Source organism: Alcaligenes faecalis, assembly GCF_005311025.1.
Taxonomy (GTDB): Bacteria; Pseudomonadota; Gammaproteobacteria; order Burkholderiales; family Burkholderiaceae_B; genus Alcaligenes; species Alcaligenes phenolicus.
The window spans coordinates 678025-696629 of sequence record NZ_CP031747.1 but is presented as its reverse complement, the minus strand read 5'-3'; the positions used below and the strand labels follow the sequence as shown (position 1 = coordinate 696629).

The 18605-nt window shown below is 54.9% G+C and carries 18 protein-coding genes; 15 read left to right on the top strand and 3 right to left on the bottom strand.

Annotated features, from left to right (window positions below; all coding sequences use genetic code 11):
- The first annotated feature begins 486 nt into the window (after nucleotides 1-486).
- From D0C27_RS03210 to D0C27_RS03200, 3 genes are all read left to right on the top strand, one after another.
- A complete protein-coding gene (locus D0C27_RS03210) occupies nucleotides 487-2076 on the top strand; it encodes a multicopper oxidase family protein (protein WP_137430404.1) in 1590 nt (529 codons plus the stop codon).
- Nucleotides 2077-2226: 150 nt separating this feature from the next.
- Nucleotides 2227-3429, top strand: a complete 1203-nt coding sequence (gene purT, locus D0C27_RS03205; RefSeq protein ID WP_060185305.1) for a formate-dependent phosphoribosylglycinamide formyltransferase — start codon at nucleotides 2227-2229, stop codon at nucleotides 3427-3429.
- 18 nt (nucleotides 3430-3447) lie between these two features.
- Nucleotides 3448-3906, top strand: a complete 459-nt coding sequence (locus D0C27_RS03200) for a hypothetical protein (protein ID WP_035271590.1) — start codon at nucleotides 3448-3450, stop codon at nucleotides 3904-3906.
- Nucleotides 3907-3980: 74 nt separating this feature from the next.
- Here the strand turns inward: D0C27_RS03200 and pap are convergent, their stop codons facing one another.
- The 3 genes from pap to D0C27_RS03185 all read right to left on the bottom strand — a co-directional run bounded on the left by pap (nucleotide 3981) and on the right by D0C27_RS03185 (nucleotide 8889).
- On the bottom strand, nucleotides 3981-5510 hold the full coding sequence (gene pap, locus D0C27_RS03195; protein ID WP_137430403.1) for a polyphosphate:AMP phosphotransferase: 1530 nt from the start codon (nucleotides 5508-5510) through the stop codon (nucleotides 3981-3983).
- Between the two features lie 352 nt (nucleotides 5511-5862).
- Nucleotides 5863-8190 carry a MobH family relaxase gene (gene mobH, locus D0C27_RS03190; RefSeq protein WP_137430402.1) on the bottom strand — a complete coding sequence of 776 codons (2328 nt, stop codon included), beginning with the start codon at nucleotides 8188-8190 and terminating at the stop codon, nucleotides 5863-5865.
- A 159-nt stretch (nucleotides 8191-8349) separates the two neighbouring features.
- Nucleotides 8350-8889 (bottom strand): hypothetical protein, encoded by a 540-nt coding sequence (locus tag D0C27_RS03185; protein ID WP_137430401.1) that lies wholly within the window; start codon nucleotides 8887-8889, stop codon nucleotides 8350-8352.
- A gap of 530 nt (nucleotides 8890-9419) precedes the next feature.
- Between D0C27_RS03185 and D0C27_RS03180 the strand changes: the two genes are divergently transcribed.
- The 12 genes from D0C27_RS03180 to D0C27_RS03125 are packed head-to-tail and all read left to right on the top strand — an operon-like array spanning nucleotide 9420 to nucleotide 18601.
- Nucleotides 9420-9974, top strand: coding sequence for a hypothetical protein (locus D0C27_RS03180; RefSeq protein WP_045931322.1), 555 nt, complete (start codon nucleotides 9420-9422; stop codon nucleotides 9972-9974).
- Nucleotides 9971-11203, top strand: coding sequence for a hypothetical protein (locus tag D0C27_RS03175; protein ID WP_137430400.1), 1233 nt, complete (start codon nucleotides 9971-9973; stop codon nucleotides 11201-11203). Before D0C27_RS03180 ends, D0C27_RS03175 begins: the two co-directional genes overlap by 4 nt.
- A gap of 11 nt (nucleotides 11204-11214) precedes the next feature.
- Complete coding sequence (locus D0C27_RS03170) at nucleotides 11215-11775, top strand: hypothetical protein (RefSeq protein ID WP_234354295.1); 561 nt, start codon at nucleotides 11215-11217, stop codon at nucleotides 11773-11775.
- Between the two features lie 11 nt (nucleotides 11776-11786).
- The gene (locus tag D0C27_RS03165; RefSeq protein ID WP_021446581.1) at nucleotides 11787-12578 is read left to right on the top strand and encodes a transglycosylase SLT domain-containing protein; all 792 of its coding nucleotides are present in this window, start codon (nucleotides 11787-11789) and stop codon (nucleotides 12576-12578) included.
- Entirely contained in the window at nucleotides 12568-13119 is a 552-nt protein-coding gene (locus D0C27_RS03160; protein WP_045931319.1) for a PFL_4695 family integrating conjugative element protein, read from the top strand. Before D0C27_RS03165 ends, D0C27_RS03160 begins: the two co-directional genes overlap by 11 nt.
- On the top strand, nucleotides 13109-15373 hold the full coding sequence (traD, locus tag D0C27_RS03155) for a type IV conjugative transfer system coupling protein TraD (RefSeq protein ID WP_021446580.1): 2265 nt from the start codon (nucleotides 13109-13111) through the stop codon (nucleotides 15371-15373). The genes D0C27_RS03160 and traD overlap by 11 nt, the downstream gene beginning before the upstream one ends.
- Nucleotides 15370-16152 (top strand): TIGR03747 family integrating conjugative element membrane protein, encoded by a 783-nt coding sequence (locus D0C27_RS03150; RefSeq protein ID WP_003799956.1) that lies wholly within the window; start codon nucleotides 15370-15372, stop codon nucleotides 16150-16152. The genes traD and D0C27_RS03150 overlap by 4 nt, the downstream gene beginning before the upstream one ends.
- 40 nt (nucleotides 16153-16192) lie before the next feature.
- Nucleotides 16193-16519, top strand: coding sequence for an RAQPRD family integrative conjugative element protein (locus D0C27_RS03145; RefSeq protein WP_094196721.1), 327 nt, complete (start codon nucleotides 16193-16195; stop codon nucleotides 16517-16519).
- 22 nt (nucleotides 16520-16541) lie between these two features.
- A complete protein-coding gene (locus D0C27_RS03140; RefSeq protein ID WP_021446579.1) occupies nucleotides 16542-16793 on the top strand; it encodes a DUF3262 family protein in 252 nt (83 codons plus the stop codon).
- 45 nt (nucleotides 16794-16838) lie between these two features.
- Nucleotides 16839-17249, top strand: a complete 411-nt coding sequence (locus D0C27_RS03135; RefSeq protein ID WP_081045521.1) for a DUF2976 domain-containing protein — start codon at nucleotides 16839-16841, stop codon at nucleotides 17247-17249.
- 15 nt (nucleotides 17250-17264) lie between these two features.
- Nucleotides 17265-17804 (top strand): TIGR03750 family conjugal transfer protein, encoded by a 540-nt coding sequence (locus D0C27_RS03130; RefSeq protein WP_137430399.1) that lies wholly within the window; start codon nucleotides 17265-17267, stop codon nucleotides 17802-17804.
- Nucleotides 17801-18601 (top strand): PFL_4703 family integrating conjugative element protein, encoded by an 801-nt coding sequence (locus D0C27_RS03125; RefSeq protein ID WP_080584946.1) that lies wholly within the window; start codon nucleotides 17801-17803, stop codon nucleotides 18599-18601. Before D0C27_RS03130 ends, D0C27_RS03125 begins: the two co-directional genes overlap by 4 nt.
- Nucleotides 18602-18605: the final 4 nt, after the last annotated feature.

Genomic DNA, 18605 nt, shown 5'->3' with positions numbered 1-18605 from the left:
GCAAACGATGCACAGAAGGCTTATGCTAAGCTTTTGCCCATGCTGCGCGCACCCATTTCATCTCGCAAAACGATAGGCTGGCTTTTATTAGTCGGCCTGCTTGTTTTTTTTGCCAGCATGAGTGTGAGTAGCAGCTTTGCCTCACACGCCACGATTCAAAATACGGATCGCAACACTGTTCAAGCGCAACATGCCTCGTCGGGGCAATCTCACCATAGTGCTCCCAACCATTGCAGCACTCCAATGAAAAGTGGTTGCTGCGCTTGTCTGGCGACGCAGGCTCCACCACCTGAAGCGGTGGCATTACAGCCCGTTTTCCCTCCCGTCCCCCTGCATCAAAACTACGTCTCCCGGCTGATTGGCCCCGCCCAGCCACCTCCACGCTCGTCCTGATCATCTCGTTTTAATTGCCGCCCAAGCGCTAAAAGCCTGTGCTGATCCAGCCTGGGTGGTACGTGTGTATTGATGATTGATAGGGATAAACCCATGAAACGACGCGATTTTTTTAAACTGACTTTGGGTGCCAGCCTCTTGAGTAGCCTGCCTATGCGAAGCTGGGGGCAGGGCATGATGGGGCACCACGGCTCCATGTCTGAAGGTATGCCCGGTCACGGCATGAGCACCCGCCCAGGCCTGATGCCCATAGAAAAAATGCCGGCTGGCCAGGCTCTGCAAGCTCTACCTGTACTTAAAAACAGTAGTCAGAAAAAAGGGCTTTTCCAGGCCAAAATTACTGCTGCTGCCCATCAACGCGTTCTGGCAGATGGAAAAAGCACCGAACTCTGGCTTTACAACGGCCAAGCTCCCGGCCCGCTGATCGAACTGTATGAGGGCGACCAAGTAGAAATCGAGTTTGAAAACCAGCTGGATCAGGCCACTACCATCCACTGGCACGGTTTGCCGGTTCCCTCTAATCAGGACGGCAACCCACAAGACGCGGTGATGCCAGGACAAAGCCGCTACTACCGCTTTACCTTGCCCGAAGGCTGCGCCGGTACGTACTGGTATCACCCACACCCTCATGGCAAAAGCGGTGAGCAAGTCGCCCACGGATTGGGCGGGACAATTATTGTCCGCTCTCCCAAAGACCCGTTGAAAGACTATACGGAGCAACACTGGGCCATTAGCGATCTGCGGTTGGACATTAATGGCCATATTCCGGCCAACACAGGTCCCGACTGGATGAACGGCAGGGAAGGGCAGTTCGTGCTGCTGAATGGTCAACGCCAACCCCTTATCCAGGCCAGCACAGCAGAACGCATCCGTGTCTGGAACTCGTGTTCTGCCCGTTATTTGAAGCTGCACATCCCCGGTGCCCGTCTGGTTCAAGTCGGTACAGATGGCGGACTGTTAGAGCAAGCCTTGGCAGCGGCCGAGTCGATTTTGTTGGCCCCGGCCGAACGGGTGGAGTTCTTTATCCAGGTGGATAAAGATCTGGATAGCAGCTTGCAAGCACTGTATTACGATCGGCAAAAAATGATGGTGCAGGAAAGTCCCGAAACCCTGACGTTGGCAACACTGAAAATCCGCCATCAGGAAATCGAACTGCCCAAGCAATTACGCGCAATCCCTGCCATTCCAGCAGCCGCCAGTACCGCAAAAGTCGTGTTCAGCGAAGTCATGCCCATGAACCATGACATGCAGTCTGGGCACGGTTCTGGTATGACAAACTCATCCGAGATGAACCACCAGGGTATGGCAGGCATGGATAACGATATGATGCCCGGCATGGCTGCCATGCGTTCCATGTTCCGTATCAACAATCAGGTCTACGACATGGACCGCATCGACCTGCGTTGCCCAACAGGGCAGTGGCAGTACTGGGATGTGATTAACGATTCCCATATGGACCATCCTTTCCATCTGCACGGCACACAGTTTCAGGTATTGGCGCGCCAAACCGGGATGCAGTCCGTACCGGAGGCGTTCCGGGCCTGGCGCGACACGGTCAATCTGCGGCCCAATGAGACGGTCCGGCTAGCATTCCGCCAGGAATTGCCCGGCCTGCGCATGTTCCACTGCCACATTCTGGAGCACGAGGACCTGGGCATGATGGCGCAGCTAATGGTGGAGTAGCCTGACCCGTGAGGTAGAGCCTTGAAAACATCCGCCCTGCAAGCCTGTATGCCAGCAGGGCGGACAAAGCAGTCCTGCTTGAAAAAAACCCGGCGTCGCCTGCATTACAATACCGCTTTTGAATTTCTCATTTTCAGCGGAGCACGCGCCATGAGCCTGTTGGGCACCCCTTTATCGTCGTCGTCGGACAAAATCATGCTCTTGGGCTCGGGAGAGCTGGGCAAAGAAGTACTGATTGCGCTGCAACGCCTGGGGGTAGAAACCATAGCGGTGGACCGCTACGAGAACGCACCTGGCCAGCAGGTCGCCCATCACTCGCGCACCATCACCATGAGTGATGCCGAACAATTGCGCGCCCTGATCGAAGAAGAAAAGCCCACCCTGGTTGTGCCCGAGATTGAAGCCATTGCCACCGGCGTGCTGGAAGAGCTGGAAGCCCAAGGCAAGGTACGCGTCATTCCGACGGCCCGTGCGGCTCGCCTGACCATGGACCGCGAAGGCATCCGCCGCCTGGCCGCTGAAACCCTGGGTGTTCCCACCAGCCCCTATCAGTTCTGCGAATCGCTGGAAGAGCTTCAAGCCGCTATCGACGACAAGATTGGCTACCCTTGCGTCGTCAAACCCTTGATGAGCAGCTCGGGCAAGGGTCAAAGCAAGATTAGCGGCCCGGACGATGTTGCCAAAGCCTGGGACTACGCCATGGCGGGTGGCCGCGTCAGCCAATGCCGCGTCATAGTTGAAGGCTTTATCGACTTCGACTACGAAATCACCTTATTGACTGTCCGTGCCGTAGGCGCAGACGGCCAAATCGAAACCCAGTTCTGCGATCCCATCGGCCACAAGCAGGTAGATGGCGACTACGTAGAAAGCTGGCAGCCCCAGCCCATGAGTCCCGCAGCTCTGCAAAGCGCACGCGATATTGCCCAAGCCGTTACCCAGAACCTGGGCGGCCAGGGCTTGTTTGGCGTTGAGCTGTTCGTGAAGGGCGATCAGGTCTGGTTCAGTGAAGTCAGCCCCCGTCCACACGACACCGGCATGGTCACCATGGCCACCCAATGGCAGTCGGAATTTGAACTGCATGCACGCGCCATTCTGGGCCTGCCTGTGAATACCGCCTTGCGTATGCCCGGCGCCAGCGCCGTGATCTACGGCGGTGTAGACGCAAAAGACGTGAATTTCCTGAATGTGGCTGAAGCCTTGCGCATCCCGCAAACCGATATCCGTCTGTTCGGCAAACCCGAGAGCTTTGAAAAGCGCCGCATGGGTGTCGCATTGGCCGCAGACGCTGATCTGGAAACGGCCCGTGCAAACGCCCGCCAGGCCGCGGCCACCGTAAAAGTCCAAGCCCGCTAAAACAAGGAGTTTTCCACCATGCCCATCATCGTCGTCCTGCTGTTCCTGGGGATTATTGCGGCGCTTGTGTATGGTGGAATGCAGCTCTTTAGCCTGGTCAGTGCCAGTGCCGGAGTTATTGCCGCGATCTTGAGCCTGCTGATCGCAGCGGCCATTCTGGTGGCCCCCTTCATCGTATGGCGACGCCGTTATCTGGCCATTCACGGCAAAAAGCAGCAAGGCCAGCGTATTCTGGAACTGGCTTTACCCGACGGTTCAATACGCCTGGATGCCCTGCAAAAACGCGGTCAGATTCAAACGGGGCAGGGAACACGAGCGTTTATTTTTGCGGATATAGACTCAGTCGAGCTGCAGGGCAGGGGATTGACGCTGACTTTGCGTAACCCAACGCAAAGTTGGGAAATCCAGCCTGCCCATACCGCAGAAGCCAAACGTTGGCGCAAAATCCTTAGCCTGGCAGCACGGCAGGATTTATAAGGCTCATCGTCAAAGCAAATCGACAATACGCCTAACCGAAGTAAAGCCTTGTCGGTAAAAAAGCACGTGCATCCTTATACCTGCTCACTGACCTGATCAGACAAGGCCGGCTCATTCAGGCTGATCATGTGCTCATCCAAAGACTCCAGCGTCTCGACGACCGTACGCAGAACCTGAATACGGGCGGCTTTTTTGTCCTTGCTGGGCACAATATGCCAAGGTGCCATGTGAGTATCGGTCTGGGCGAACATTTCCTCCGCCGCGCGTTGATACGCCGTCCATTTCTCCCGGTTACGCCAATCGTCTTCCGTAATCTTGTAATTCTTGAAGGGCGTTTCCTCGCGGGCCTTGAAGCGTTTGAGCTGCTCGTCCTTATCAATATCCAGCCAGAACTTGATCACAGCCGTACCGTTGGCCAGCAACTGTGCCTCAAATTCGTTGATTTCCTCGTAAGAGCGATGCCAAGCGGCGCGGGAAATCAATTTTTCCACTCGCTCCACCAGCACACGGCCATACCAGGATCGATCAAAAATCGAAATTTCCCCCAGACGCGGCAATTTGCGCCAGAAACGCCATAGATAAGGGCGTGCCAGCTCCACAGCATTAGGGGCAGAAATAGGGTGGATATCGTAAGTGCGCACGTCCAGAGCTTCGGTCAAACGGCGAATAGTGCCGCCTTTACCCGCTGCATCCCGCCCCTCAAACACCAGTACCAAAGAGTGCTTGCGGAAAGCTTTGCTACGCACCGCGCAGGATAAACGGCCCTGCCAATGCAAAAGCTCGGCGTCGTAATCCTGCACAGATTCTTCAGGAGGAGGGGACTGAAGCGAAGCAGTCGGGACGTTCAAGCGAAACGGGAAGGCATGCGGCTCTTTCACCTGACGCGGGACAATAGGCTTGTCCATGGCCTGCAACACCACCTTGGCCAAAGACACATCACGCAGGTTCTTATCTGCGCTAGGGATAACAACCCAAGGGGCGTAATTCCGATGAGTCAGATTGATAGTTTGCGTCGCGGCATTGCGCAAACGATTGAATTGCTTATGAACTTTCAGGTCAGCCTTGCTGACACGCCAGGCAGTACTAGGATCAGCCATCAAGGTAGCGCATCGATCCAGTTGAGCCTGCGCAGAAAGATGGAACCACAGCTTCAAAACCTGCACGCCTTGATAGGCCAACTGCGCTTCAAAACGATTGATCAGATGGGTATACAAAGCAATCTTGGCCGGATCCGGTTCTTTACGGCCCAGTTCTTTCATCAAAGGCGCGTACCAGGAACCAAACACCAAACCCGTCTGACCACGAGCGGGCAAGCTATTCCAATAACGCCACATCAAAGGGCGCATGGCTTCTTCTTCACTTAACTTGCCGAACGCCAGAGTGTGCACATGGCGAGGGTCCAGCCACGTGTTCAAGGTATTGATAGCAGAGCCTTTACCCACACCGTCCATACCTGCCACCACGATCAGCAGGGTTTGATCTGCCTTATCCAGACGTTCGTACTGCTTGGACAGCAAGGCTTCACGCAGGATTTCAATCTGCGCCTTGGCCAAGTCATCACTCAAGCTGGGATCGCGTTCGGCAAACTGTAGTACATGGCCCATGGTGCTTTGCTCCGATTTACATAGCTGCTCACTATAACCATGCAAGAGAAGACTTAACTACCTTCAGAGCAAAAATAATCCGGAAGCAGAGAGAGGAGTGAAAAGCGGTAAAAACAGGTGCTTAAGGGAATGGGGCTAAAGTCTATCGATTATCGACTTTACATAATATACATTATGCGATGTTTCCCAGCCGTCCTCTAGGGAGGAAAACGAGCCTGTTCAGCAGTCTTTTGCATTATGTGAAGTTAGGCACCTCACAGTAATCTAAACCGAAACCCCGTCGAAACGTTGAATTGCACGACTGATCGGACGGTAGCACAGCACTTTATCCTGTGTCAAACATCCCCTTCATTCAACGATCCAACTTCAATACTGGATTGACGGGCGGCACGGGTAAAACAAACCGGTCCGGGTCCATCAACACCACCGCCGCCAGCGAGGCGATCGGCACATTTCCTTTGCCAATGATCTGGTAGCGCAAGATGTTGACCTTGCCACCACCTTCTACTTGCCGCATCCGATGCCACCCAGCTTTGATAACCTCTCGCTGAATCTGCATCCCCATGGCATCGGCCTGTTCTTCAGGCCCTGTTTGAGCCGCGTAGAGCTTGAAAATCTTGGGTGAAATCAGTGCCATGCCTTCTTCTACAAAATGCACGGGGGCCCCAGATTCGTTGTACTTAATCTCACGGCTGGCCAAGCCTTGCTGCAGCCACTGGATAAACGCCGTCGCCGCTTCGCTGGGTTCTTTCACAGGGGCCTCATGCGGCAATTCTGGCAAGCTAGGTGTCAACACGACCGGCGTGGTGCTTGCCTGGCTGAACATACGTTGAGATTTTGCCTGTGTCTTTGGAGCAAGCTCTGGCTCAAAAACCGACGCTTTAGGCGTCGGTAAGGCTGGTAATGCTCCAGGTGTGTGCTCAACAGAGGCTGGCACAACACTTTTAGCCTTTGCTGCAGCTATGGCTGTTGCTTCATGTTGATGTGATTTTTTGCCTGGGCGTGCGCTGCTAACCGTTGCTGTCGGCGCTGAGTTCACAGGCGTGGGCTTATGCGACGCTTGCGGTGGGCTGCGATGAATAATGTTGGATGCTGTATCAGCTTCATCCAGAAAGTCATCGTCAACATCAAAGCCATCTACGGCGAGTTCGGCTGGCAAAATCACCGTCTCGTCGTCGTATACCTGAATTGAAGCAGTTTGGTGAGTATTGCTTGAGGTTGGCACAGGTTTGGGCTGGTTGCCGCTTTGCGTTGCGGCATTTTTCGGTGTTTGCCGCTTGGCTGCGCCAGTTGACGCATTTTTGGGCTTTCTAAACTCCATTGCTGGTACAAGATTACGCTTGGGTGCTGCAGTTTGGGAACGAGCTGAAGCAGTTTTGGCCGTTGTGGCCACCTTTTGCGTCAATGCTCCTTCATCGATGTGCTCTGGATCAGCTGTGGCATGAGTGACTGTTGTGTCAGGGCTATGTTCAGTGCCATCAACACCTGGGACAGTTTCCGTTTCAAACTCATCATCGCCACGTTTGGCCCGAACATGGATCTCTCCGGACATCGCCGGTGGGTATAAGTTTGGATCATCATAGAGCTTTGACAGTGGAAAGCGCAGCACACTTAGTCTGTGTCGATATTGATGGGCTTCTGCGCCCTCTTCTGTCGCTGGCGTTTGGCCGTTGATTTCAACGTGCCAAATCGCTTGGCCAGAATGAGGACTGACTTGCAAGATTCCATATTCCTGCCATGTGTCAAACAGCCTATCGTTCTTGGCCTCACCAGGTACAGACTCGTCAGGTTCATGCTTTTTAATCCAGGCCCGCGTGGCATCGGCCAAACGCTTAGCCACAAACCACACCGAGCCGTCATACACCCATCCGGCAGCTCCAGTGCGATTTAGCGGCAATTCCGTTCCAGACTGCAACATGCTTTTGAGCGCTTGCATGAGTAAATCCACCAGCGGTACTGCATTGGCTGTCGCAAAACGAGCCTTACTGCCCTTCATCAATGCGTTGCTGGTGGAGGCCTGGTCAGCGCGTTTGATAATGTCAGCCAATAATCCATCCTTGTGGCCAGACAAATAATGAGTCAGCGCATCAAAGGCGTGAGGCGTTTGAGACAAAAAAGTTAATGCAGATTTTGGGGCAATCTGATGAAGCAAGGTCAGTGCCAGGCGATTATGGGCCTGGTAGTCCCGGCTGGCTTTTGGCTCAAACTCGACCCGATACTCCAGATCCAGACGCCCCTGCCCCACTTCGAACAAGGAGCCAGCCAGAGGTTTCCATCGCAACGGTTCATCCATCGCCCCGCCTCGCCATAAGATCCGTAGGTCCGTCATCGGTTTGGCAATATCATGAAGCAGTGCCGCGTAGAAGACCACATAGGTCCACTGATCACGCTCGGCGTCAATCTGCTCAACGGGAGCATTCGTCGGTAAAAAATGCGCGTTTCGCCAGGTCATGGCTGCCAATACCATCTCCAGCGTATGGGCCAACAAACCACCAGCGTGGGCGTGATGGTGTGCTTCTGAGGCAGGCATGAGCTGGACGTATTCTGCATATCGTCGGATAGCTGGGATGAAATCTCGTCTAAAAACAGGATCTGCTACGCGAGACTGCAGGAACATTTGATGAACCGCTTTTTGAGCTTTCAGTAGACGGATCAAGTCATCAGACTCAAGAACACGCAACCACCCTTCCTCCCGCCCTGCTACACGTTGGGCAACTGGAACTGGTGGGGGGCTTGGAGGTGGCGGAACCGGTGCGGGCTTAGTCGTACTGGAGGCGCGTCGCGGAATAAAAGTGGAGAACTTCGAGATCCAAGGCGGGGTTCGGCGGTGAGTCATGCTCTAACGTTCAAGCAAATGGGCTCGCAACGTCTCCAGAGTCGGACGAGGATGTCGCAATGTGAGCAAAATATGCAGTGACTCAGTGGGATGTTGAGGGTCGCCCTGCTGCAGGAAATGGAACCAGCTCATCTGCAGTGGATTCCATTGAATTGAATCAGGATCAGGCAGCATGTTTTTGCCCCAGTGAGCCCGATAATGGACAAATGGCTGCTGCAAAATATCGTCAACAATGCTCTCTTTGCGCCCTGCGAGATCTACGGCCTGGCTGCTTTCTTGCGCCAGGTTCTGACAATGATTCTTCAAAATCTCTCTCACACACAGATGAGGATCATCTTCATCCTCGGCATAAATTTCTAATCCGTCATAGCGCGATAGCCAGGCTGAAAAATGGGGGACCCATTCAGCCAATCCGAGCTCAGTCAGGTGTTCGACAATGCGGTAAATCGCATGAGCACGGTCGTGCGCATCACGCCCAAAATGGGGGAACCCAGGATCGGGGTATGGATGCTCGTCTAGGTACGTGTGGGCGAGGATAGTCATAGCGGCCACTCTACAAAGCGGTTTGCTATCTCTCAACGCGATACCGGGTGCGACGTAACCTAGGGTTCTCGCTTGCGCGCAACGTTAAGTTCTGATAAGTCACAGCCCGCTATGCTGGCCGAGGCCATTTGCAGCGCTTCACCCAGCCCCTGGGTGAAGCGCTGCGTAACCCGTAAGCCCCCTTTTCCCCTACCTGTAAAGCCTTTCCCGACGGCCACCGGATTTTTAGGTGGACGGCGGCCCTTTGGATAAGGCCCTTGACCCGTAGCAACCTTTTCCCAGTAGCGGATTGACGCCCCGGCAGTCCGTCAACACATTCTTGTTCTAGTTGTATTGTGCAATGCAAAACATTTTAACTTGAATACCCTTTCTTCACTTACTCAAAAACGCATATAGCAGGCCGCGCGGATAACGCACATAACTGTTTTCGTCAAGCTGAAACCCCGTGTTACGTGACCTTGGGTTAACGAGCGACACCTTGGGGTGCCTTTGCAACACTGAACGCCATTCTCAATCGGATGGAGTACTTCATGAGCTGGACAGCTAGACTCGCTGTTGCCGCGCCACTGGCTGTTTTGGCGTTGCAGGCCCAAGCCCAGGTCGGGGATACCTACGACAACGGCACACAGGTGCGAATAGGACAATACAGCACACAAGCCAGCACACCAGGGCATAGCGTTTCTGATCCCCTGTCTGTGTTTGTGGCACTGACTTACCCACGTCAAGACGTAGCCACCATTGATGGTGCGATTGAGTACACCCTCAAACGGACTGGCTGGCAGCTTGATCGCTCCAAGCTGTCGCTAGAAGCCGCGCAGTTTCTTCGCTTACCCCTTCCAGAGTCCCAGCGGTCGCTGGGCACGTATCGAGTGCGTGATGTCCTAAATGCACTCGTAGGTGAGACCTGGCGCTGGGACGAGGACCCCATCCGTCGCAGACTGTGGATCAGTCTAGCGGCACAGCCGACTCTGTCAGGCGTCGAACTGACACAGAATTGGCTCCACGCCCAAACCTACCCCGTCACAGTTGACCCTAAAAAGCCGTGGTTGCCCCTGACCGAGCGCATCAGCGGGGTGCAGCCATGAACCAACAAGATCAACAATGGCAACAGCAGCAAGACGATCTTCGCCGCCGGGAGCAAGCCGAGCAGCTAGAGCGTGAACGGCTCGAGCGCTTGGAACATGAACGAATGGAGCAAGACCAGCAGCTTGAGCGTGAACGCCAAGAAAAGCTGGATCAACACGACTATGACTCCCGTCGTGAGTTGGAGGACGCTACCCCAAACAAGCCAGGTGTCTTGCGAACAGTCATGCAAATTTTGTTCTCTCGCAAAGAACCAACGGCAAGCGTTGAAAAACAGAACGTGGAGCCCGTGTTTTCGTCTGTAGTGGATCCCCTGACCGAGACGCAAAACAATGAAGCAGTCACCGATTTCTTTGCTGAACAAGAAAATCAACCGCAAGCAGCCAGCGTTACGCCATCCCCATTGGCATCCGCAGCGCTTACCGATGCTCCAACGCTCAAGAAAAAGACAGGCTATCCGTGGAAGCTAATCCTGGCGTTGGTGCTTTTTGCTGTCCTTTTCTTGAGCTGGAAATACCTGTTTAACCAACCTGTGGTTGAGCAAACAGCCGCCTTGTCGGCAGCCGAACCTTCACTGGCTGAAATCGAAGACCAGGTCGCCCCTGTTGAGGATGAGGAAAAGGGTTCTGAGCCCTCCCCTGCTCCCACCACCAGTGAACTAGGCAATGTAGAAAAAGCTTCTGACATGCCCATGGGAACAGATCCGATAGACACGGCAGAGTCAACGGAATTCCAAGAACTTTCCATTGATCTCGGAGAGTCGTTCCCATCGAACCTTGAAACATCGCAAGCCTCGTACGCCGTTCAAGAAACACCAACATTTGAGGTGCAAATCTCGTCCCTGCAACGTGATGTCAACGAAATCAGGCAGTTACTCAATGAGCTCTTACAACAAAACGAACAGTTGATTGCTCTGTCCACACCTGCACCTACACCTGAACCAGAACCAGAGGCGGTGCCAGTTGTTGAACCTGCCCCCGTGAAAAAGCCGGTCACTCGTCGAGCCAAGGCCGCACCGAAGCCAAGCGTTCGTCTGGTCTCAGTCGATATGTGGGATGGCAAACCCTCCGTTGTCGTCGCCAGTACACGCGCAAGCGACAACCAAACCTTAGTGATGCGACCAGGTGACACCGTCAACGGCGTCACGCTGCAAAGCGCAAGCGCATCCGAGCGCAGCGCCTCTTTTCTCGTAAACGGAAAAACCACCAAATTAACTGTGGAGGGCCAGTGATGCCGCGCCTTATGAAAATCAAAGCAGCAGCCATCAGCCTGCCCCTGTTTTTCCCTGCGATGGCGCATTCGCAAACCCAGGCCACCGCTCAGCAGCGTACCGAAGAAGTCGCCAATGCTACGCAGTCACAAGGACGTAATCCGATTGCGCTGGATGCCGTAGATCGCCTGCGCGCCAATATTTGGGGCTTAACCGACGAAGAAATGTTGCGCGCCAAAACCTTGCTGGAAGGCCCTCGCAAAGCATTCTCGGTGGAAAACCTCTCGCCTATCGAAGCGCTGGGCATTCACGCGACCTCGGAAGCAGAGCGCCGTAAGTATGCCGAAATGTTCGCCCGCGCCTTTCATGCCGACGTGGAGCGCTCATTGGCATGGAATCGTGCTTTCACCGAAGCGATGGCACGCCTTTACCCAAATGAGCCAGTTGTCAATTTCAGTCAAATCCCACCCGTTCCCGCCACGGTAGGTGCGGCTGACACATTGAACGTGCCGCGCACGGCCATCATCGAGACCCCCGCTCCGGGCTACACACCTCTGACTCAAAGTGTGCCGGCACAGGGCTCTGCGAAGTGATGGGTACCCCCATGCACCGCCGACAGTTTCTTGGCGCCCTCACGGCACTGACGGCCAGTGGCGTCATGACGCGCTCGTGGGCAATGGCTGCACCTGCGCAATCGGAGCTGGCGCAGCCTGAAGGCCTGGACCCGCAATGGTGGCCATATTGGTCAGATACGGCTGTGCGCATTGAGCCCAAGATCACACCCCAGGAGCAGACGACTATCCCCCACGGCTATGTTCGTCAGATGCCTCGCACACGCACCCGTCCTGGTGCGCCGATCGTGACGGCATCCTTGTTGCCACCCCGCGCTTATGACTGGGCGGGACAGCGCTGGAACATAGATCCGTGGCTGCTTTACGGCGTGGCACTGCAAGAGTCGCAAATGAAATTTGGTCGGCAGACGCTGCCCTACCCTTGGACTCTGTGCGTCAGAGGTGCTGCTAAGCGCTATGGCTCCTATGAGGCCACCCTCAAGGCCTTGCGCAAGTATGTGGATGTCAGAGGTATCCGCAATGTGGATTGCGGTGCGATGCAGGTGAACTGGGGCTACCACAACGACAAGCTCCAAAGCTTTGAACGTGCTCTGGATCCCTACCCCAATCTCGATGTAGGTGCACAAATTCTGCGTGAACACTTTGACCGCAACAGTTCCTGGCGTTTGGCGGTCGCTCTCTATCACACGGGCTCCAGAAATACGCAAGAACGAATCAGCCGCGGCAATCGCTATAGCCGTGGCGTTTTCAACAAATTAGCCAACCTGGGCTTAGATGCGTCGGAACTGGCCACTTCAACCGGTTGGAGGCGATATGCACCGTAATCTCGCCCTCGCCTTCTTTGCAGCGACCACACTGATCTCCAGCTCGGTCAACGCTCAGACTGCACCGGTCGTCCTGGACGATTCGGTTCCGGCTGTTTCCTATTATTCGGCCTTAATTTCAGGTGCAGACCAACCTGGTGTTGGTGCCGGCATCCAGTTTCCGCTGACGTCGAACTTGCTACAACCTGGCGTGCTTAAGCCATCGGCTGTTCCAGTATTTAACCCAAAATGGATGACCCAAACATTAGCCATTGTGGGTGACGACAAAGGCTCAGAAGAATGGCTCAAGCTCCATTTGGAACGCCTGCTTTCTCTGCAGGCCACTGTCATTGTGGTATCCGCAGCCAGTGAAAAACGCTTTAAAGACATCCAGCGACAAGCCAACGCATTGCCAATCGTCCCTGATCCCGGCCACTGGTTACAGAGCCGTCTTGCCGCAGCGCATGTGACTGTCTATCCCGTGCTGATTGGCTTGGACGGTCAAGCGCGACAGATCATCTTCTCAGAAGGTTTTGAACGAGGTGAAGCGCATGAAAAATAACGCCGTCTTGGAAGCGTTACTGCGTCCACCTGTCGAAATTTGGAGTGCGGCAACGGCCTGGTCCGTCACGGCCACGGCTGCCCTGGCGCCTTGGGCGCTGATGATGCCCCCTTCTTTGGGCTACGTTGCAGCAGCAGGATCGGGCTACTTTGGCGGGGTCCGCTTTAAGCAGGCGATGCGGATCAAGCGTTATCACCATCACCTGAAATACTACAAAGTCACGAAAATTGCTCCCGCCAAAATTCCCGTGGCACCGGGCGAGTTTTACCTGGGCGAAGGGTTCGAGTGGTCGCAAGCGCACACACAACGTAAACGTGAAGCCTTGCAACCGCAGGCCAAGCGTTTTGTGCGTCCATCGGGCAAAGAGCTGGCTCTACGCAGCCTGGGTTCAAAAGCCATCGAACAAGCGCAAGGCAAAGGCCCCGTCAAACCCATTGTGCGAGCCATTGCAGGAATTGCGGGCATTGATCATTGGCTCAACCCATTGCAGCCTCATCCAGACTTAGGTGGCTCACCCATCGTGCATGGCGTGGGCAGCATGGACGAAGCCCCCGTCAAGATTCGCCAATCTTCTCGCAATGGACACATGCTGGTCATGGGCACCACGCGCGTGGGCAAGACCAGGCTGCTGGAGTTATTTGCCACCCAGGACATTCATGCTGGGCACGTCACTATCGTGATCGATCCCAAGGGGGATGCCGATCTGATGCTGCGTATGTATGCCGAATGCGCTCGTGCAGGCCGCCTGGACCAGTTCTACATGTTCCATCTTGGCTACCCCGAGATCTCAGCCAGGTACAACGGCATCGGCAACTTCTCCCGTATCACCGAAGTCGCCACTCGTGCCACCAACGCCTTGCCCAGCAGCGGAAACTCCGCCGCTTTTAAAGAGTTCTCCTGGCGTTTTACCAATATTGTGGCTCAGGCCCAAGTTGCGCTGGGTCGTGTCCCGACCTATGAAGCCTTGCTCAAAGATGTGACCGGCATTGATGGTCTGTTCATGGACTATGCCCGCATGGTGTTTGGCCAACAAGCCCGCCAAGGCCGTCTGATCGACTGGGAAGTAAGACTGGCCAGCCTTGAGCTCGCGCTGCAGGATCGCAAAACCGCGCCGCCGGTGCCAAGAGCCTTGGCCGATCGACAGCCCGAATTTGTAGCAATGTTTTTGCTCATCAAAGAGGCCAAGATCAACGATACGGTCCTCGCAGGACTGGCAGCCGCCTTTAGCTATGAGCGTAGTTTCTACGAAAAGATCATCGCGTCCTTGGGGCCATTCCTGGAGAAGTTGACCACCGGCGCAGTAGGCAAACTGATCTCACCTGACTATTACGACCAAACCGATAAGCGTCCCATCTTCGACTGGATGAGCGTCATCCGGCAGGGAGGCGTGGTCTACGTAGGCTTAGATGCCCTCTCTGATTCCGTGGTCAGCTCTGCGGTCGGTAATTCCATGCTGGCCGACTTGGTCAGCGTGGGCGGCAAACTCTACAAGACCGGACTGGACCCTCATGCCCCAGACGGAAAAATCGTGTTGCCGACCATTTGTGCGCACTTTGACGAGGTCAATGAGATTGCAGGCCCTGAATTTGTGCCCATGGTGAACAAGCTGGGGGGCTCGGGCTTTCGGATCACCGCGTACACACAGTCAGCATTTGATATTGAGGCAAAAGTCGGAGATAAGGCCAAAGCGGGCCAGATCCTGGACAACTTTAACCACCTGGTCATGCTGCGCGTGCGTAGTGTCACTACGGCCAAGCTGCTGACGGACCAGGTTCCCGAAGTCGAGGTGGTCCATCTCACGCCAATGTCAGGCGTCACAGACACCGCCGCCCAAGGCACCGGCGTCGATTTCATCAGTCGCAACGATGATATCTGGACCAAAACCAAGGTCCCTATGATTGAGCCAGCCGATGTGCTGGAACTACCGCAAGGCCAAGCCTTTGCGCTACTTGAAGGCAATCGACGCTTCAAGATCCGAATTCCGTTGGCTGATGCAAGAAACGACGAATTTGTACCGCAGTCTTTGCAAAACGTCGCCGCGCAAATGAAGGCCCGCTACCGGACTTCCGAGCAATGGGCCAGTGAAACCGACTGGTTCACTGAAAACTGGCTCAATAGCCAGCCAATCGCCGATGGCACGGGCATGATCGCCACTGATCTGGCGGTGCAGGATCCTGACCCCGATGACGACACTCAAAGCAACAGCGCGATAAACACTGACACGATGGGCCTGATCACAAGGGGGCACGGATGAGTACCAACTCGACCAGCCGCCCTGTTAAGCCCACCACTCGCGGCCCCATTTTGATGACATTTGAGATGGTCATGGGTTTGCTTATGGTCTCTGTCTCAGCGTGTGTGCTGGGATTGTTCATAGAACTGGCCGGCATTCATACGATTTGGAAAGACCAAGGCACGGGCCATGCTCGCTCTATCGTGGAGCAGGACCTGAGCTATATCGAGGCTGCCCCGAAGAGCCTGATTATTCCCAATACAGTGGCCTTCTCAAACAAGATGCTCGGCTACATCTCATGGCCTTACGAGAAGTTCGGAATCTTGCAGTGGTATGCCAATAGCCATGACCCCGCCATGCAGCGTCAACAGGCCCTTCGTCGTGCACAAGAAATAAAGGCAAACGGCAACAGCCTCTCCTCCAGGCTGAAAACGATTGGCGCTGATGCCAGCCAATTTATCAGCACGGTACTCGTGCTTTCCATGTATGTCGCCATGGATGTAGCGCTTCGACTTTCGATTGCCCTTTATGCGCTGCCAGCCTTCGTTCTTGCGTGCCTAGTGGGTGCGGTCGATGGCCTGGTACGGCGTGACTTGCGCCGGTGGAGCGGCGGCCGTGAGTCCTCCTTTGTATATCACCACGCTAAGCGATACACCGCCTGGGCGCTGACTGGCGGATTCGGACTGTATTTGACTTGGCCCTTCGGTGGCTTCAACCCCGCTTACATGGTTCTGATTTTCACCGCGCTGGTTGCTGCAACGCTCAGCACCACAGTGGCTTCCCTCAAAAAATATATGTAGCGCCTCTCGCTCACATCACGACATTGGAGAAACGACAGAAATGAAACCACAGCAATCTGGCCCCTCAGAACGTAAGACTCATCGCGCCTGGGTAGCCGCGCTCATGCTCGTCGCGTGCGCCACCGTTCAGGCTGGGGATGCCGATAGTGAGCGCGAAAGTCTGGCACGGATTGAAAACGAGCTGGCCGTCGTGCAGCAGATGGTGGCCGCGGCCTCTCGTGATGCCCCTCCATCTCAACGGGTCAATTTTCGATATGAGTGGTTGATCAATGACCTGGACGTGATGCGTCGGGGAATTCAACAACACCTTAATGCCCCTATGCAGCCGCGTCCGGTCGAGCCACTGCGAGGCGACTACCGCCAATGACGCAGCATCAGGAGATCTCCTTATGGGCATGAACAATGCGCAGATGGGTTCGAGCATGAGAGAGGCGTTTGCAGCGGGCTCGGGTGTTGACCCAAACGCCATGAAGATCGTGCTGACGGTCATAACGGTAGCAGCTGTGGCTCTGTTCTTTGCGTGGTTGGTAATGGCCGCTCTAGAGAACTACCGGGAGAACCAACTCAAGCAAGAAGAGGTGGTCTGGGCCTGCGTCAAATTAGTTGTGCTGTTGTCCTTAATCCTGTGGGTGTTGGTTTGACGCTCACAGGACTTCTTAACACATCAAACCATACGGAGTTTAGCTATGACCACACTGAACGCTCTGTTGGCGGCACCCCGAGCGGGGTGGCAAAAAGCCAAGCGTCACTTCGCGCAAGCCGCTTTGATCCCTGCTGTAGCGTTACTTTCGTCACCTGCCAGGGCGGCTTTGCCCACAATGCCCACACCGGGTTCTGGCATTGACGGGGCTCAAGTTGCCGATGGCGATTGGCTTGGAGCGATGGGCGCTTACTGGAAACAGGGCATCACTATTCTGGCCATGATCTTTGTCGGCTACTTTTTCCTGAAAGTCGTCATGGGTGCGATCACGAAGTGGAACCAATACACCCGCGGTCAAGCTGATATCAGTGACCTGAAAGAGTACGTGATTACTGGTGGCGTGTTGGCCATTGCACTCGTTGCTATGGCAACGTATGCCATCGCCACGCTCGGGTAAAGGGGAAAAGTCGATATGGCTCGCAAGCCCTCTGCCCCACACCTTGAACAGCTAGATGAGCAAGTTACCCAGGGCATCGCTACGCCGATAACCGATCGCGTGAATGTTCAACCAGCCATTCTGAACGGTATGACGGTCGATGAAGCACAAATCATCGGTCTGATCTCCGTCGCGGTGTGTCTGCTGCTGGGCTTGGTACTGCTGGCCATAACCGGCTTCTGGCAAACACTTTTGGCCATCATGCTATTTGGACCATTAGTCATTTTGTGGTTTGCCTCTAAATACCTGGCGGGACTTAAGCGCAACCGTCCTGACGGCTATTACAACCAGGCTATGCACCACTGGATGGCCTCTCGTGGGTGGGTGAAAGCCAATTTCATCCGCCACAACGGTTATTGGAGCTTGGGCCGGACCTTGCCCTTTAGCCTGTCCACTTCATTCAACCCTAAACCGTCCCGTCAGAACCTTGTTTCTACGAGCGAAACGGCCATCCCCTCTTCTTGCGCTGCTCAAGGTGTGACACCGATAGCGGATAAAGCGAGCAACAACGTATGAGTTCAAAATATTTAAACGCCCTGGCCACTGTTCAGGCGACAAATAAAAGACTGGGCGCACTTGTTTTAGTTGTCGCCGCTCTTGGGGCTGTGGGTATGTACTTTGCTGCCCGCACACCGCATCGAATCGACGTCAATTTGCACCCCAACATTCAAGGCGGGGATGTCGTCACCGTGACCGACGGCCAGTCGCCGGTCCCTGACGTCAATGTGTATGGCTTTGCCTACTACATCTGGCAGCAGGTCAACCGCTGGCAAGCCGACGGGTACAAGGACTACGGCAAGCAAATCTACTACTACCAGGCCTACATCACCCCGTCTTGTCGCGCTCAGCTAGAGAACGACATGAACACACGGGATAGAGCCGGTGAGTTGCGCTCACGCACACGCATCATGACCGAGATTCCAGGGTTTGGGTTTTCACCCAGACGAGTCATTTCGCAAGGCACCAACACCTGGACAGTACTGCTCGACATGCAATTGCAAGAGACATTTCGTGGTCAACAAATCAAAGACATCTACATCCGGTATCCGATGCGTGTCGTGCGATATGACGTTGACCCCGAGAAAAACCCCTGGAAGCTGGCCATTGACTGCTACGGCAACAACCGCCCTGCCCGCCTGAATCCTGACGAAGTCGCCGCAGTCCAGAAGAACAACCAAAGTCCCGAGCTGCCAACTGAGTCAGAAATCGTGCCCGCCACATTGCCCGGCACGATCACCGACCCGGCAACCAACGTGACCGACCCCGCTCCGACACCTATCCAGGTGCGACCCGTCCAACCTCAAAGCGAGTGAGATT